At 65.3% G+C, this 14,545-nt stretch carries 12 protein-coding genes; 8 read left to right on the top strand and 4 right to left on the bottom strand.

What is annotated here, in order from left to right; genetic code table 11:
• The first annotated feature begins 80 nt into the window (after window positions 1–80).
• The 5 genes from CSQ95_RS04230 to bla all read left to right on the top strand — a co-directional run bounded on the left by CSQ95_RS04230 (window position 81) and on the right by bla (window position 6,245).
• A complete protein-coding gene (locus CSQ95_RS04230; RefSeq protein ID WP_099408625.1) occupies window positions 81–1,427 on the top strand; it encodes a DUF3422 family protein in 1,347 nt (448 codons plus the stop codon).
• Window positions 1,428–1,516: 89 nt separating this feature from the next.
• Window positions 1,517–3,010 (top strand): hypothetical protein, encoded by a 1,494-nt coding sequence (locus CSQ95_RS04225; RefSeq protein WP_143449900.1) that lies wholly within the window; start codon window positions 1,517–1,519, stop codon window positions 3,008–3,010.
• A gap of 61 nt (window positions 3,011–3,071) precedes the next feature.
• Window positions 3,072–3,464, top strand: coding sequence for a BlaI/MecI/CopY family transcriptional regulator (locus CSQ95_RS04220; RefSeq protein WP_070310901.1), 393 nt, complete (start codon window positions 3,072–3,074; stop codon window positions 3,462–3,464).
• Complete coding sequence (locus CSQ95_RS04215) at window positions 3,461–5,443, top strand: M56 family metallopeptidase (RefSeq protein WP_099408623.1); 1,983 nt, start codon at window positions 3,461–3,463, stop codon at window positions 5,441–5,443. Before CSQ95_RS04220 ends, CSQ95_RS04215 begins: the two co-directional genes overlap by 4 nt.
• Window positions 5,325–6,245, top strand: coding sequence for a subclass B3 metallo-beta-lactamase (gene bla, locus CSQ95_RS04210; protein ID WP_099408622.1), 921 nt, complete (start codon window positions 5,325–5,327; stop codon window positions 6,243–6,245). Before CSQ95_RS04215 ends, bla begins: the two co-directional genes overlap by 119 nt.
• A 7-nt stretch (window positions 6,246–6,252) precedes the next feature.
• Here bla and CSQ95_RS04205 read toward each other — a convergent pair whose 3' ends face one another.
• Together CSQ95_RS04205 and CSQ95_RS04200 are read right to left on the bottom strand one after the other, a co-directional pair.
• Entirely contained in the window at window positions 6,253–6,579 is a 327-nt protein-coding gene (locus CSQ95_RS04205; protein ID WP_099408621.1) for a tetratricopeptide repeat protein, read from the bottom strand.
• 72 nt (window positions 6,580–6,651) lie between these two features.
• Entirely contained in the window at window positions 6,652–7,638 is a 987-nt protein-coding gene (locus CSQ95_RS04200; RefSeq protein WP_257217948.1) for a zinc-dependent alcohol dehydrogenase family protein, read from the bottom strand.
• A 120-nt stretch (window positions 7,639–7,758) separates the two neighbouring features.
• Here CSQ95_RS04200 and CSQ95_RS04195 point away from each other — a divergent pair, with 120 nt between their 5' ends.
• The 3 genes from CSQ95_RS04195 to CSQ95_RS04185 are packed head-to-tail and all read left to right on the top strand — an operon-like array spanning window position 7,759 to window position 11,977.
• Window positions 7,759–8,670, top strand: coding sequence for a LysR family transcriptional regulator (locus CSQ95_RS04195; protein WP_099408619.1), 912 nt, complete (start codon window positions 7,759–7,761; stop codon window positions 8,668–8,670).
• 55 nt (window positions 8,671–8,725) lie between these two features.
• Window positions 8,726–10,816 carry a TonB-dependent siderophore receptor gene (locus CSQ95_RS04190; RefSeq protein ID WP_099408618.1) on the top strand — a complete coding sequence of 697 codons (2,091 nt, stop codon included), beginning with the start codon at window positions 8,726–8,728 and terminating at the stop codon, window positions 10,814–10,816.
• A 3-nt stretch (window positions 10,817–10,819) separates the two neighbouring features.
• Complete coding sequence (locus CSQ95_RS04185) at window positions 10,820–11,977, top strand: DUF1624 domain-containing protein (protein WP_099408617.1); 1,158 nt, start codon at window positions 10,820–10,822, stop codon at window positions 11,975–11,977.
• A gap of 12 nt (window positions 11,978–11,989) precedes the next feature.
• On the opposite strand, the gene CSQ95_RS04180 is transcribed toward CSQ95_RS04185, so the two are convergent.
• The gene (locus CSQ95_RS04180; RefSeq protein ID WP_099408616.1) at window positions 11,990–13,861 is read right to left on the bottom strand and encodes a hypothetical protein; all 1,872 of its coding nucleotides are present in this window, start codon (window positions 13,859–13,861) and stop codon (window positions 11,990–11,992) included.
• Window positions 13,862–13,967: 106 nt separating this feature from the next.
• Window positions 13,968–14,498 (bottom strand): isochorismatase family protein, encoded by a 531-nt coding sequence (locus CSQ95_RS04175; protein ID WP_099408615.1) that lies wholly within the window; start codon window positions 14,496–14,498, stop codon window positions 13,968–13,970.
• Window positions 14,499–14,545: the final 47 nt, after the last annotated feature.

The following is a 14,545-nucleotide window of genomic DNA, read 5'->3' as shown; positions in this document are numbered from 1 at the left end:
TGTGACAATCAGACCCTCGCTGCGGGCAGCACAGCACGCGCGCGGGTCTAAGCAGTTTTGCAACTTTACCTTTGGCTATCATGCACTTGATTAACTCCAGTTTGAACCACGCCTTGCGCGTGCCGCTGGCTGCGGAAATCCACTCGCGGCCGTTTTTGCAGCTCGATGCCCCCGAGCTGATCACCCATCTGGCCGTCTACAAGGATGACAGCGCGGCGCCCGGTGCGTCGAATATGGCGGCCCAGCACGCTACCCTGGCGGCCCTGTGTACGCATTTCGGCGTCACGCCGCCCGCTGCCGAAGCCAAGTATTTTTATTACGACTTCGGCCGCTTCCGCCTGAAATGGGAATGCCACACGGAATTTGCCACGTTTACCTTTGCCGAACATCCGGGCGCCGCCTTGCCCCTGGAGCAGGCGTTCGAGCGCATGCCCCTGGAACAGTTGCCGCAACAATGGCTGGTGGGCTTGAAGGGCAAGCTGATGGTGGCGGCCCACGTGGTGCTCGAGCAGGCAACAGAGCCGGCCGAGATCTTCATGCAAGGCTTGTCGCGCGTGTTCGAGGGCAATACCCTGGCCGGCAGCAAGGTGCTGCAGGGCGGCGAATTGTGGACGGATTTCACCATCCAGTCTGACGGCTTCAGCCGTTTCGTCATCCGCGACGCGGGCATGCGCTCGCAGCAGTCGGGCCGCCTGGTGCAGCGCGTGCTGGAAATCGAAACCTACCGCATGATGGCTTTACTGGGCTTGCCCTACGCCATGCAGGCGGCGCCATCGCTCAATGCCATCGAGAACGAACTGGCCACCCTGGCCGCCGCCATGGTCGATACGGACGATGCCCCGGGTACGGGCAAGGCCGATGATGGCGTCTCCGAGCAAGGCTTGCTCGACCGCATCACGCGCCTGGCGGCCCGCATTGAAAAGCTGTCGCTCGACAATAGCTACCGTTTTTCCGCCTCGAAAGCCTATATGGGCCTCGTCAAGGCGCGCATCGACGAGTTGCGCGAAGTGCGCATCGAGGGCATCCCCACTGTCGAGGAATTCATGGACCGCCGTTTGACGCCCGCCATGAACACGTGCGAAGCGATGTCCAGCCGCCAGGAAGCGATGGCGCAGCGCATTGCCAACACCAACGACTTGCTGCGCACGCGCGTGGGCATCGTGCAGGAATTGCAGAACCGGCAAATCCTGCAATCGATGAACGCCCGCGCGGCCCAGCAGCTGCGCTTGCAGCAGGCGGTGGAAGGCTTGTCCGTGGCGGCCATTTCCTACTACGTGATCGGCCTGTTCAGCTACACGGGCAAGGCGGCCAAGGTGCTGGGGCTGCCCGTGAATCCGGAAATCCTCGTCGGCGCCCTGGTGCCGTTCGTGGCGGCGGCCGTCTGGCTGGGCTTGCGGCGCATGCACCACAAGCTGCACGCGGACTGACCAGGGCAGGCACTCAGGCGGTGCGTACGCCGCGCGCCGCCAATCTTTGCTATCGTGCTGGCCTCATTGTTTGCTACAAGGAAATCAGCGTGCTTGCCAAGGTTGGAGATATCTACAGTGTGTTTTCGCACAGGCTGCAGCAGTATGTGGCTTGCCAGGTCACGGCCATCGACGATGCCGCGTCCGGCAGCGCCCCGCTGGCCGCCATTTTGCAGCTGGACTGGACGGGCGACACCTTGCCCGATGCGCACGCCGTGCAGGCGATGCGCCCCCTGGTGTGCGATTACTATTTCTGGAACAAGCGCCACGACCACAGCTTTGCCAGCGCGACGGTGCCGCGCCACTACAGCCTGGTGGTCAATGTGGCGCCGCTGGTCGAGACGGCAGTGAAAAGCTACAGCGGCGGCTGGCACATGGGCGACAGCGTGTACCGCCAGCGCCGCTGGGAGCAGGTCGACCCGGCCCGGCGCCAGCGCTTCAAGGCGGCATCGAGCGAGGAAGTGATGGTCGGCGGCCAGGCCGTGCGCCAGAAGACGAGCCGCATCGGCGACGATATCCTGCAGGCGCTCGGCGACCTGTCCGAACTGGACCAGCTGCCTTGCCTGACGACCATCGAGACGCGCCACGGCAGCGCGGCGCTGGCCGCCTACATCAACGGCAACCCCATCATCAACGAAGTGCACTGGCAATCCTCGACGGAGAGCGAACTCGACTTGCGCAACAGCAATGTCAGCCGTCTCGTCGTGCATGGCGCAGGCTTGCGCTCGCTGCGCCTGAACGAGGGTTTGAGCACCCTGATACTGAATGGCGCGCCGTCGTCCGCGCTGCGCATCGACGACCCGCATGCAGGGCGCTTCCTGCGCCTGCAGTGTTCCGGCGCCCTGACGCCATTCCACGGCCTCGACCAGCTGGCGCGCCTGTCGCTGAGCGCCATGCCGGCCGTGGATTTCGACATGGTGGCGCAGCGTTTCCCCTTGCTGACGGACCTGACCGTGTGGGGCAAGCCGGGGCTGGCGTCAAACGTGGCCAGCATCGCCAGACTGGACCGTTTGCGCTCCTTCACCGCGTATGAACTGTTCGGCTACGGTGCCGACGACTTCCCCGTGCCGGCGCAGTTGCCGGCCTTGTCCAGCCTGTGCCTGACCAGCCTGCCGGCCGACGCCGCCAAGGCCATCAAGGCCAGTTATAAAAAGGCGGCGGTGCTGGGTCTGGACCTGTCGGTGACGCGGCCGCGCAAGCCGGAATGGCTGGCGGAAAACCTGGACAATCCGTTCCGCGACTGGGATGGCCGCGCGCACATTGCGGCGGCGTATGCCAAAAAAGCCGCGCAGGCGTATAAAAAGCTGCTGGCCACGGCGCGCACGCTCGACGGCGCGAACGATGCCGGGACGGCGCAAGCCGTGGCGCAGGAGATGGTCACCGCCTATGTCGGCGTGTTCAACCAGATCGAGCGGCGTTCCAGCGTCATCGAAACGGTGGAGCGCGATGAAATCTATGTGGCGCTGGAGCAGGTGCTGGCGCAAGTGCCGCTGCCGGATGTGGCGGCGCTGTATGCCTTGTTTGACCGCTTGCGCGATTTTTAGTCAGACATGCGCTAGAAAAAAAGTTCTAGACATAGAGTTCTAGAATGGGTATTCTAGCGTCATGTTAAAAAATACCTCCACTCCCCATCCCACGGCCGCCGAACTGGATCTGCTGCGCATCCTGTGGCGGCGCGGTCCGTCCGACGCGCGCGCCGTGTACGACGCCCTGGCCGAAGAGCGTGCCGACGCCAGTTACGCCACCGTGCTGCGCCAGTTGCAGCTGATGCATGGCAAGGGTCTCCTGAGCCGTGATGAAAGCCAACGGCCGCAGCTGTATGCGGCCGTCGACGCGCAGGAAAAATTGCAGACCAGCTTGCTCAAGGACTTGATCGGCAAGGTGTTTTCCGGTTCCGGCAAGGCGCTCGTGCTGACGGCGCTGCGCGAACACGTGAGCGACGCGGAACGCCTGGAAATTGAAAAAATCCTGCGCAGCAAGGATGGCAAACAGCCATGAACCTGGACATGCGCCTGGGCATAGAGTTGGGCAAGCTGGTCCCTGCGCTGGGCTGGGTCCTGCTGTATTTTGTCTGGCAGGGCTTGATCGTGGGCGCCGTGTCCGCCGTCCTGCTCTGGCTGCTGCGCTACGCCAGCGCGCGCTGGCGCTATGCCGTCTGCGCGCTGGCGCTGCTGCTGTGCCTGTGTATTCCCGCCATCCACCTGCTGTCTCTGCTGTCGGATGCGTCGCCGGCCCGGCTGGCGGTGGCCGCGCCGCCCGCCTGGCGTGCCGCGCTGCAAGCGTGGATGCCGGCCCTGGTGCTGGCCTGGAGCGCCGGTGTCGCCCTGATGAGCTTGCGCCTGTGCCTGGGCCTGGCCTGGGTCGGCAAGCTGCGCCGCCAGGCCGTCGCTGCCCCGGCCATCTGGCAGGCGCGCCTCGATGCGCTGGCGCAGCGCATGGGCTTGCACGGCAGTCGGAAAGTGCCGCTGAAGCTGCACGGGGGATTGTCCAGCCCCGTCACGGTGGGTTTCTGGCGCCCCGTCATCCTGCTGCCGGCCGCCTTGCTGAGCGGCATGCCCGTCGCCTTGCTCGAAGCGCTGCTGGCGCATGAACTGGCGCACGTGCGGCGCTGGGATTACCTGGTCAATCTGTTGCAAAGCGTGGCCGAGGCGCTGCTGTTCTTTCACCCCGTCGTCTGGTGGCTGTCGGCGCGCATGCGGGCCGAGCGGGAGCAGGTGGCCGACGCCTTGGCCGCGCAAGCGCTGCAAGACCCGCAGCAGCTGGCCACGGCGCTGCATGCGCTGTCGCTGCACGCGGCCGCGCCGCGGCATGCCGGCTTGCTGATGTCGGCCCGGGGCGGGGCGCTGCTGACGCGCATCGAACGGCTGATGGCGCCGGGCGCCGACACGGCCGGCTGGAAACTGGCCGTGCCCGCCTTGCTGCTGGCCTGCGCCACCTTGCTGCTGCAGGTGCAGGGCAAGCCTGCCGTCAACGGAACGATGCTGGCCGATGCCGCCGCCGCGATGCTGGACTTGCCTGTCAGCGCGAAACACATGCTGGTATTTGACGACAGCACGGGCCAGGTGCTGATGGCGAAAGATGCGGACGCCGTCGTGCCCATCGCCTCGATCACCAAGCTGATGACGGCCATGGTGGTGCTCGACGCGGCCCTCGACCCCGACGAACAGCTGCGCATCGTGCGCGCCGATGGCGATGCATCCTTGCAGCGCCGCAGCCTGCTGGCCGATGGCGTGGCCGTGTCGCGCGGCGCGCTGTTGCAACTGGCGTTGCTGCCATCCGAAAACCGCGCCGCCGCCGCGCTGGCGCGCACTTATCCCGGCGGCAACGCGGCTTTTCAGCAAGCCTTGCAAGCGAAGATACGCCAGCTGGGCTTGCGCCGCACCAACCTGACGGACCCTGTCGGCAGTTCGCCCGCGAATACGTCGACGGCCAGCGAGGTAGCGAAGATCGTCGCGGCGGCCGCGCGCTATCCGGACATTGCGCGCATCACCAGCCATCCGCAAGCGAGCGTGGCCGTCAATGGCAAGGTCCGCACCCTGCGCAACACGAATCCGTTGGTCGGCGGCAAGGGCTGGGACATTGTATTGTCCAAGACGGGCAGCAGCCACGAGGCGGGCAGCTGCCTGACCATGCGCATGCGCAGCGGCGGCAAGCACGTCACCGTGGTGCTGCTGGACGCCGACGGCGCGCAGCGGCGCTCGCTTGACGCCGGACACATCCGCGACACCCTGGCCGACAGGACCGGCCGCATGCATTGCTACCCCCCGGGCGCGCCGCGCGGCGGCCGCCTTTCTTTTTTACACTCTGGAGATGAAGATGACACTATTGGCGAAGTTGATGCTGGCGACGGTTGCGACCATGTCGGCGGGCACAGGACAGGCGAAGACGCCCGCACCGGTGCAGGATACGCCTGTCGATTGCGACAGTTGCAAGGAATGGAATGCGCCCGTCAAGCCGTTCAATATCTATGGCAATAGCTGGTATGTGGGCACGGCAGGCCTGTCCGCCGTGCTGGTGACGGGGCCGCAGGGCCATATCCTGCTCGACGGCGCGCTGCCGCAGTCGGCGCCCCTGATCATCGACAATATCAAGGCGCTCGGTTTCCGCATCGAGGATGTGAAGTTCATCCTCAATTCGCACGCGCACTGGGACCATGCGGGCGGCATTGCCGCGCTGCAGCGGGCGAGCGGCGCCACCGTGGTGGCCAGCGCCTCGGGCGCACTGGGGCTGCAAAGCGGCACGAATGGCAAGGATGACCCGCAATACCAGGCCAACCCTGTCGTGCATGTGGCCAAGGTGCACAAGGTCAAGGTGGTGGGCGAGGGCGATACCGTCAAGGTGGGACCGTTGACCTTGACGGCCCGCATGACGCCCGGCCACACGCCAGGCGGCACGACATGGACGTGGACGTCGTGCGAAGGCCAGCGCTGCCTGAACGTGGTGTATGCGGACAGTCTGAACCCGTATGCGAGCGGCGATTTTACTTACACGGGCAAGGGCGGGGGCAAAGGCAGGACGCCGGACGTCTCGGCCGCGTTCGAAGCGAGCATCGCCAAGGTGGCTGCCTTGCCATGCGACATCATCATCCCCGTGCATCCGGGCACGACGGACGTGCTGGGCAAGGCGGCCAGGCGCAGCGGCACGGACAATCCCCTGATCGACGCCAACGCCTGCCGCGCCTATGCGGCCGAAGCGGGCGGCTTGCTGGCCAAGCGCCTGGCGAAGGAACGGGGCGAGGCAGTGCCTATTGAAGCCAAGGCCGCCGCGCACGCGCACTAAGCCGTTTTTACTGTGCCGCCTGCCGCTGTTTTTGCAGGCGGTTGACGAACACCGTCATTTCCTTGACGGCTTGCAGGTCGCCTTGCTGCTGGGCCACCGTCACGCCCGTGGTCCAGGCAGCCTGCGCTTCATCCAGCCTGCCCAGCTGGAGCAGGGCCTTGCCCAGCAGTTTCCAGGCGGCGGAATAGCCGGGCTGCTGCGCGGTGGCTTGCGCCAGGTGCAGGACCGCTTGCTCGGCGTCATTGTCTTTCAGGCAAGCATCGCCCAGGCCAAAGCGCAGCAGCGCGTTGTCGCGCCCCTGCGCCAGCAGTTTTTCCAGTTGTTCACGCAGCATTTTCGCCTCACCTCAATATGCAAGTTAACTCTTGCATATTAGCGCTTGCGCGCTTGAGAAACAAGCCTGCCTTCAATCCGCCACATCCACCACCAGCTTGCCGCGCGCGCTGCCATCCATCTGCGCCACATGCGCCTCGTGTGCCGTGCGCAAGCTAAAGCGGCGTGGATCGAGCCGCACCCGCAGCTTGCCCGCCTCTATTAATTTGTTGGCTTCGCGCAGAATCGCGCCATGGCGCGCGTGATGCTCACCGCTCAACAGGGGCAGCAGGGTGAACACGCCCGAGTAAGTCGCCGCGCGCGCCGTCAGCGGACTCAGGGCGAACGTGCCCCAGCCGAGGCAACTGACGACGTGACCGCCATACATGCGTGCCGCCTTGAAACTGGCATCCAGGGTGACGCCGCCCACCGTGTCGTAGACGATGTCGAAGCCGGCGCCGCCCGTATGCTCGGCCACGTAGTCGTCCACCGTGCTGGTGCGGTAATCGATGAAGCGCGCGCCCAGCGCTTCGATGGCGGCGCGGCTGGCGGCGCTGCCCGTGGCAGACACCTTCGCGCCCAGGGCGACGGCGAGCTGCACGGCCATGTGGCCCACGCCGCCCGCGCCGCCATGCACGAGCACGCTGTCGTCCGCCTTCACGTGGGCGCGCTCCACCAGCCCTTCCCAGGCCGTGATGAAGACGAGGGGCAGGGCGGCCGCCTCGCGCATGCTCAATCCTTGCGGCATAGGCGCCAGCAGGGCGGCGTCGAAGACGCCGTACTCGGCCAGCGAGCCCTGGATGCCGGCGATGCCGCCCGCCATGCCATACACTGTTGCGCCAACGTGAAAAGTCTTCACGCCTTCGCCCACGGCCGCCACCGTGCCGGCCAGGTCGATGCCGAGGATGGCGGGCAGGCTGGGCCGGGCGTGCGGCGCGGCGCCCGAGGCGATTTTCGTGTCGAGCGGATTGACGCCGCTGGCGGCGATGCGCACGAGGACTTGCCCGGGGCCGGGCTGCGGCACGGGCAGGTGTTCGATGCTCATGTGGGCGGCAAAGGTAGTCAGGACGAGGGCTTGCATGGGGTTCTCCATTGGGTTGATGCCCCAGTCTAGGCGGACGGCGTGCAAAGAAAAACGGGGCGCAGCCCGATGCACTATTTCAGTATCGTGGATAATCATTGGCAAACAGGAGAGAAATACATGGACAGGCTGGAAGCGATGAAGGTGTTTTGCGCCGTGGTCGAGGCGGGCGGCTTCAGCAAGGCGGCGCAGCGCCTGGGCATTTCCACCTCGTCCGTGACGAACCAGGTGGCGGCGCTGGAAAAGCATTTCGGCGTGCGCCTCTTGCAGCGCACCACGCGCAGCATGTCGCTCACGGCCGAAGGCCAGCAGTGCCACGCGCAGGCGCGCCAGGTGCTGGCCGGCATGGCGGCGCTGGAATCCAGTCTGGAACAGGCGGCCGGGAAACCTTCGGGCAGCCTGCGCGTGGATATGCCCAGCAGCATCAGCCGCAATCTGGTGGCGCCCGCCTTGCCCCGCTTTACCGCCGCCTATCCCGACATTTCCCTGCGCCTGACGGTCAGCGACCGCCTGGTCGACATGGTGGAAGAGGGCATCGACGTGATGCTGCGCATCGGCGAACCGCAGGATTCGTCGCTGGTGGCGCGCAGCCTGCTGACCATGGATTATCTGTGCTGCGCTTCCCCCGCCTTCATCGCCCGGCATGGCGTGCCGCGCACGCCGCAGGAGCTGGATCAGTTTGCCTGCCTGCATTTCCTGTATCCGAAAGCGCGCCAGGTGCGGCCCTGGCTGTTTCAGGACGCGGTTAGCGGCGTAGTCTATGCACACACGCCGGCCGCCGTCTTGTCTTTCGACCATATCGAATCGATGATCGCAGCTGCCCAGGCCGGTTGCGGCATCGTCCAGGCGCTGTCCGTTTCCGTGCTACAGCCTTTGCGCGAGGGCAGCCTCGTGCCAGTGTTGCAGCCGTTCCGCACGCGGGGGCCGGACTTGTGGGCGCTGTTCCACCCGCGCCAGCTGCGCGCCGCCAAGGTGCAGGTGTTCGTGGAGTTTTTGGCGCAGATTGTTCACGAAGGCTTTAATGAGAATTGATTCTCAATTATAATGCAAGCCTATTGCATTGATTTGCGCCTTCGTCAGGAATTCCATGCCCGTGTTTTTACGCCGCCCCGTGGCGCTGTTACTTGCCGCTGCCAGCCCCTGGTCACTGGCAATCGATGATGTGCAGGCCGACGATGTCGTCACCGTCAAGGCCGAGCGCCAGCACTACCGCAGCCTGTCGGCCACGGGCGCCACCAAGACGGACGCTTTATTGATGGACTTGCCGCAAAGCGTGCGCGTGCTGACCGGCGACCTGCTGCGCGACACCGGCGTGACGACTTTGGCGGGCGCGCTGGACCTGGCCAGCGGTATTTCAAAACAAAGTCCGCTGGGCGGCCTGTGGGACAGCTATGCCATGCGCGGTTTCACGGGCGACCCGAATTTCGGTTCCGACTACATGGTCAACGGCTTCAGTTCCAGCCGCGGCTACAACGGCATGCGCGACGGCAGCAATACGCAGAATGTGGAAGTGCTCAAAGGCCCCGCGTCGGCCCTGTACGGCCGGGGCGAGCCGGGCGGCACGGTGAACATCACGACGAAAAAGCCGAAGTTCGCGCCGGAATACAGCGCCGATGTTGCGCTGGGCAGCTTCCGCACGCGCCGCGCCGCCGTCGACTTGACGGGACCGTTGAGCGACACCATCGCCTACCGCCTGAACGCCGCGCACGAGGAAGGGCACAGCTTCCGCGATACGGTGAAAGTCGAGCGCAGCCTGTTTTCTCCCTCGTTTATCTGGCTGGCGGGCGAGCACACGACGGTATCGTATGAAATCGAAGCGGTGCGCCAGCGCGCGCCGTTCGACCGGGGCGTGGTGGCCGTGAACGGCAAGCTGGGCGCCGTGCCCGTGTCGCGTTTCCTGGGCGAGCCGGGCGACGGCCCCATGACGGTCAAGTCGCTGGGGCAGCAGCTGTTCATCCACCACGCGCTGTCCGACGACTGGACTGTGCAGGCGGGCGCTTCCTACCGCGACAGCGAATTGCGCGGTTATTCGACCGAGGCGAACAAGCTGCTGGCCGATGGCCGCACCCTGAACCGGCAGCGCCGCCACCGCGATTTCTCGGCCACCGACGTCTCCGCCCGCGTCGAGTTGCTGGGCAAGTTCAAAACGGGCGCGCTGGCGCACGAGGTGCTGGCCGGCGTGGACGCCTACCATTTCGACGACCACCGGGTGCAGCTGCGGCGCAACCCCAGCGCCGCGAATGCCTATGCCATCGACATTTTCAATCCCGTGTATGGCGGCAAGGCCGCGCCGCTGGCCCTGTCCATCGACACGCAGGAAGGGCAACGGGCGCGCGGCCTGTACGCGCAGGACCAGATCGACCTGGGCGCCCAATGGAAGGCGCTCGTTGGCGTGCGCCGCGACAGCTACACGCAGGATGTGGCGAACCATCGCCTGAACGTGAGCAACCGCCAGTCGCTGTCGGCCACCAGCCCGCGCGCGGGCCTCGTCTACCAGCCGTCGAAAATGTGGTCGCTGTATGCGAGCGCGGCGAAGGGCTTCCGGCCCAACAGCGGCATCAGCATCGATAACCAGGCTTTCCCGGCCGAGCGCAGCCGCTCGTATGAACTGGGCGCCAAGCTGGAAACGGGCAAGCTGACGGGGACGGTGGCCGTGTATGACATTCGCAAGAGCAATGTGCTGACGACCAATCCCGCCAACACGGATTTCGCCATCGCGGCGGGCGAGGTGGGCAGCCGGGGCCTGGAGCTCGATGTGTCGGGCGAACTGGCGCGCGGCTTGCGCGTCTCGGGCGCGTATGCGTACACCAACGCCACCGTCACGCGCGGCGACAATACGATCGTGACGGGCAGCCGCTTCGCCAACGTGCCGCGCCACAGCGCCAATGTACTCGCGACACAGCAGTTCGCGCTGGGCACGGGCACGGCCAGCGTGGGCGGCGGTTTTCAGTATGTGGGCGAGCGCCTCGGCGACGTGGCCGTCAGCAGCCAATTTACCCTGCCGGCCTATACGACGGCCAGATTGCTGGCGTCGTATGCGCCCAACGCCAGACTGCGATTGGCTTTGAGCGTGGAAAACGTGTTCAACCGCAGCTACTATGCGAGTTCCTATAGCCAGCTGTGGGTGGCGCCGGGGGCGGAGCGCACGGTGAACTTGAATGCCCATTACCGCTTTTAAGGGATGACCTTGACTACATCTGCCACCCTGCGCACCCGCATCGCCGTCATCGACGTGCTGCGCGGCCTCGTCATGCTGATCATGCTGTTCGACCATGTGCGCGAAACCGTCTTTTTACATCACCAGGTCGGCGACCCGATGGATGCGGCCCACGTCGATCCGGCCCTGTTCTTCACGCGCCTGGCGGCCCACGTGTGCGCGCCCATGTTCGTTTTCCTGACGGGACTGTCCGCCTGGTTGTACGCGCATCCGGCCGCCGGTCCTCGCAGTGCTAGCGGTTTCCTGTTCAAGCGGGGCTTGCTGCTGGTTGTGCTGGAACTGGTGTTCGTCAATTTCGCGTGGAGCGGGGCGTTTCCGCCCGCCGTGCTGTACCTGCAGGTGATCTGGGTCATCGGCCTGGCCATGATGGCGCTGGCCGTGCTGCACAAGCTGCCCTTGAAAGTGCTGCTCGTGCTTGGTGTGGCGATGATCGCGGGCCAGCATTTGATGACCGGCTTGCGCGCGGAACAGGACAGCCTTGGCTATTACGCTCTGACGGTGCTGCTGCAACGCGGTTATCTGGTGGCCGACGGTGCGATGAAGATCAAGGTCAGCTATCCGCTGCTGCCGTGGATAGGCGTGATCGTGCTCGGCTATGCTGCCGGCCCCCTGTATGCGCGCAGCCGCTCACCGGAAGGACGGCGCCGCCTGCTGCTGGCGCTGGGCGCGGGCAGCTTGCTGCTCCTGGGCCTGCTGCGCGGCTTCAATCTGTATGGCGAAACCCTGCCGTGGGTGGCGGGCGACACGGCCTTGCGCACGGCCATGAGCGTGCTGAACTTCACGAAATATCCGCCGTCGCTGGACTTTTTGCTGTTCACCCTGGGCCTTGGCTTGCTGGGCCTGGCCTGGCTGGAAAGCGTCGATAACGGGTTCACGCGGGCTTGCGCCACCTTTGGCGGCGCGCCCATGTTCTATTACTTGCTGCACCTGTATCTGCTGCTGGCCATCGGTCTGACTCTGACGGCCGTGCTGGGCGCCAATCACGGCACCCGCTACGGCGTCGAGCATATCTGGCAAGTCTGGCTGCTGGCCTTGCTGCTGATGCCCGTGCTGTACTTTCCCTGCCGCGCGTTTGCCAATTACAAGCGCACGTCGCAGCAGGCGTGGGTGCGTTACTTCTGAGTCAAGCCTATTCTATTTACAGTACAGCCTGTCGATGCTGTGGCTGGACGCCAGGTAATGCCGTGTCTGCCACGCGATGGCCACGCGGTAGGCGCACGGCGGGTCGAGCGCCACGTTGACGGGAAAACCGCCATTGTTGCCCGATAAGTGGGGGCCGCCCGCGCCGCCGCGGAACAGATAATTACTCGGTGGCGGCGGTGGCGTGAAACTGGCGGCCGGCAGCGGTGGCGGCGGGTGCTGGATGCCGTTGTTGTTGGAAATCGTGATATTGAAAAAGCGCAAATGCGGATGGTCGATCGTGTACAGGATATGCACGAGCCCGCCCGCGATGGGGTTGCAGGCATTGCTGCGCAACTCTTCCAGGTCCAGCGCCACGATGACGGGCGAGTTGTCGAAGACGATGGAGTCGAGCCCGTCCGTGGCCACGAGCGCCAGGGTATTTCCATCGCGCACCTCGAAGCCCATGCGATAGCGGCGTATCGGTTCGCTTTCGGCCGCGGTCAAGCTGCGGCCCGCATCGAGGATGGGCAAGCCGCCCGGCAGCTTGGCCGGATGCAGGCTGGTGATGGCGGGCGTATTCACGGTCAGCAAATCGAAGGTGCGCAGGAAGATGTTGGGCGCCACGTTGACGACGGCCGTCGTGCCGTCGCGCATGTCCACCGTGACGGGCTTGCCGTCCACGCGTATCCAGCCGCCCGGTTTCAGATCGCCCGCGTCGACGATCACCTGCGCCGAGTCGCTCAAGCCCAGGCCGTTCGTATAAAACACATAGCCGACGAGCGTGCCGAGCACTTGCGTGAGCGGCGCCAGGCTGGCCGGCGCCACCGTCGGCAAGGCTGTCGGGTCGTCGCTGCCGCCCGGCCAGGACCATTCGCCGATGAGGAAGCGGTATTCGAGCGGATTGGCGGGAATGGCGCTGTTGCGCAGTGGGCAATTGCCTTTCAGGGTGACGCCGCCGGCGAACACGTACGAGGCGCCGGGGCCGCCCGCATAGCCTTGCGCGGAAAAGCCCGCCAGCGAAGGGAAGGGGTGGATGTCGAACACTTCCACCTGCTGCCAGTGGGGCACGCCTTCCACATCGGGCGGTAGCACTTCTTTCGAGCACAATTCGACGCAGAAACAGTGGCCCACGTTTTCGCGCCCCGGCTGGCGGCCGTTGGCCTGCGTTTCCGACAGGATGGTCACGCTGCCCAGCTGCGCCGTGAAGTACACGTCGGGTCCGCTGGCAAATTCCACGTTGATGAACGGCGAGAATGGCGTCAGCGTGAAGTCCGACGTCAGGTAGTCGATGCGGAAGCGCCCCGTGGCATCGGTGACGGCAACGCCCAGCGCATCGTCCTGCAGCCAGTCCGCGTCGAACGCGCGCACGGTGGCGCCCGCGATCGGCGTGTGCGGCGCGTCGCAGGTGCGCAGGCGGCCGCAGATGGCCCAGGCGCCGAAGCGGGCGCGCACCAGGCACCAGAAGCGTTGCGGCAGGCAATAGTCCCAGACAGCGACGAAATCGTTGTCGACCTGGCGCCAGCGCGGCTGGAGGGTGGTGATGGAAAATTGCAGCGGCACGGGCTCTTTCGGCCCCGGTTTCAAATGGGGCACGGTGGAGCACAGGATATCGACCTCCACAGCCTCGCCCTGATAATCGCCTTCCAGGGTGAAACTGTAGTTACCGTCGTCATCCGTGCGCGCTTCGGCCAGCAGGAAGGGGGCTTTCGCCTGCACTTCCTCGTCGGTGAGGATGGCGAAGGTTTCCTTTGCGCTGGCCACGGCCAGGGCCGTGACGTTTTGCGTGTCGCGCGGCCGGTACAGGCGCACGATGACGTGCGACAACGGTTCCGGACATTCGGCACAGATCACGCCGCACAGCTTGCCCCGCAGGATATAGGCCATGATGGTTCTCCAGCTCGGTTGGACAGTTGCGCCGTTCAAGATGGCGGCGCTGTTACCAAGCTAGCAAACGGGCGGCCGATGGGTTTGATCCTGCGTAAAGGAGTGCCTATTTGATCAGCGCCAATACCTCGCGGAAACGCGGGTGCTTGCAGTCGCGCAACCATTCAAAGGCGAGCATTTCCACCGTCACCAGCTGGGCGCCCAGCTTGCCCAGGCGGGCCAGCGCCGCGTCGCGGCTGGTGGCCTGGCGCGAGCCGACGGCGTCGATGGCGATGATGACGTCATACCCGAGTTCCAACAGGCCGACGGCCGTCTGCAGCATGCACACATGGGCTTCGCAACCGGTGACGACGATCTGTTTGCGTCCGGCGGGCAGCATGTCCTGCAAGCCATCAAAGCAGGCGCCGAAATGCGTCTTGTGCAAGGTCCGTTCGCACAGGGCGGCGATCTCTTCCACGTTCGGCCCCAGTCCCTGGCGGTTCTGTTCCGTGCCCAGCACGGGCACGTCGAGCAGGCGGGCGATCCTGGCCAGGCGCAGGTTTTGCGCCAGCACCAGGCCGGCGTCGTGGATGGCCGGCATCAAACGGCCTTGCAGGTCGACAATGACCAGTACGGCCTGGTTTGCATCCATCAGCATGGCATTCTCCTAATTAGTATGTGGCGACAGGACAGTGTAGCGCGCCG

This window comes from Janthinobacterium sp. BJB304 (assembly GCF_002735765.1).
GTDB lineage: Bacteria > Pseudomonadota > Gammaproteobacteria > Burkholderiales > Burkholderiaceae_D > Janthinobacterium.
The sequence above is the reverse complement of the archived record's forward strand: the minus strand, read 5'-3'. Positions and strand labels throughout refer to the sequence as shown.

Coding starts and splice junctions, on each gene's coding strand:
- CSQ95_RS04200 (WP_257217948.1), bottom strand. CDS start 7,638: ATGCAAGCCCTCGTCCTGACTACCTTTGCCGCCCACATGAGCATCGAA.
- CSQ95_RS04185 (WP_099408617.1), top strand. CDS start 10,820: ATGACCTTGACTACATCTGCCACCCTGCGCACCCGCATCGCCGTCATC.
- CSQ95_RS04220 (WP_070310901.1), top strand. CDS start 3,072: ATGTTAAAAAATACCTCCACTCCCCATCCCACGGCCGCCGAACTGGAT.
- CSQ95_RS04175 (WP_099408615.1), bottom strand. CDS start 14,498: ATGCTGATGGATGCAAACCAGGCCGTACTGGTCATTGTCGACCTGCAA.
- CSQ95_RS04190 (WP_099408618.1), top strand. CDS start 8,726: ATGCCCGTGTTTTTACGCCGCCCCGTGGCGCTGTTACTTGCCGCTGCC.
- CSQ95_RS04195 (WP_099408619.1), top strand. CDS start 7,759: ATGGACAGGCTGGAAGCGATGAAGGTGTTTTGCGCCGTGGTCGAGGCG.
- bla (WP_099408622.1), top strand. CDS start 5,325: ATGTCGGCGGGCACAGGACAGGCGAAGACGCCCGCACCGGTGCAGGAT.
- CSQ95_RS04215 (WP_099408623.1), top strand. CDS start 3,461: ATGAACCTGGACATGCGCCTGGGCATAGAGTTGGGCAAGCTGGTCCCT.
- CSQ95_RS04180 (WP_099408616.1), bottom strand. CDS start 13,861: ATGGCCTATATCCTGCGGGGCAAGCTGTGCGGCGTGATCTGTGCCGAA.
- CSQ95_RS04205 (WP_099408621.1), bottom strand. CDS start 6,579: ATGCTGCGTGAACAACTGGAAAAACTGCTGGCGCAGGGGCGCGACAAC.
- CSQ95_RS04230 (WP_099408625.1), top strand. CDS start 81: ATGCACTTGATTAACTCCAGTTTGAACCACGCCTTGCGCGTGCCGCTG.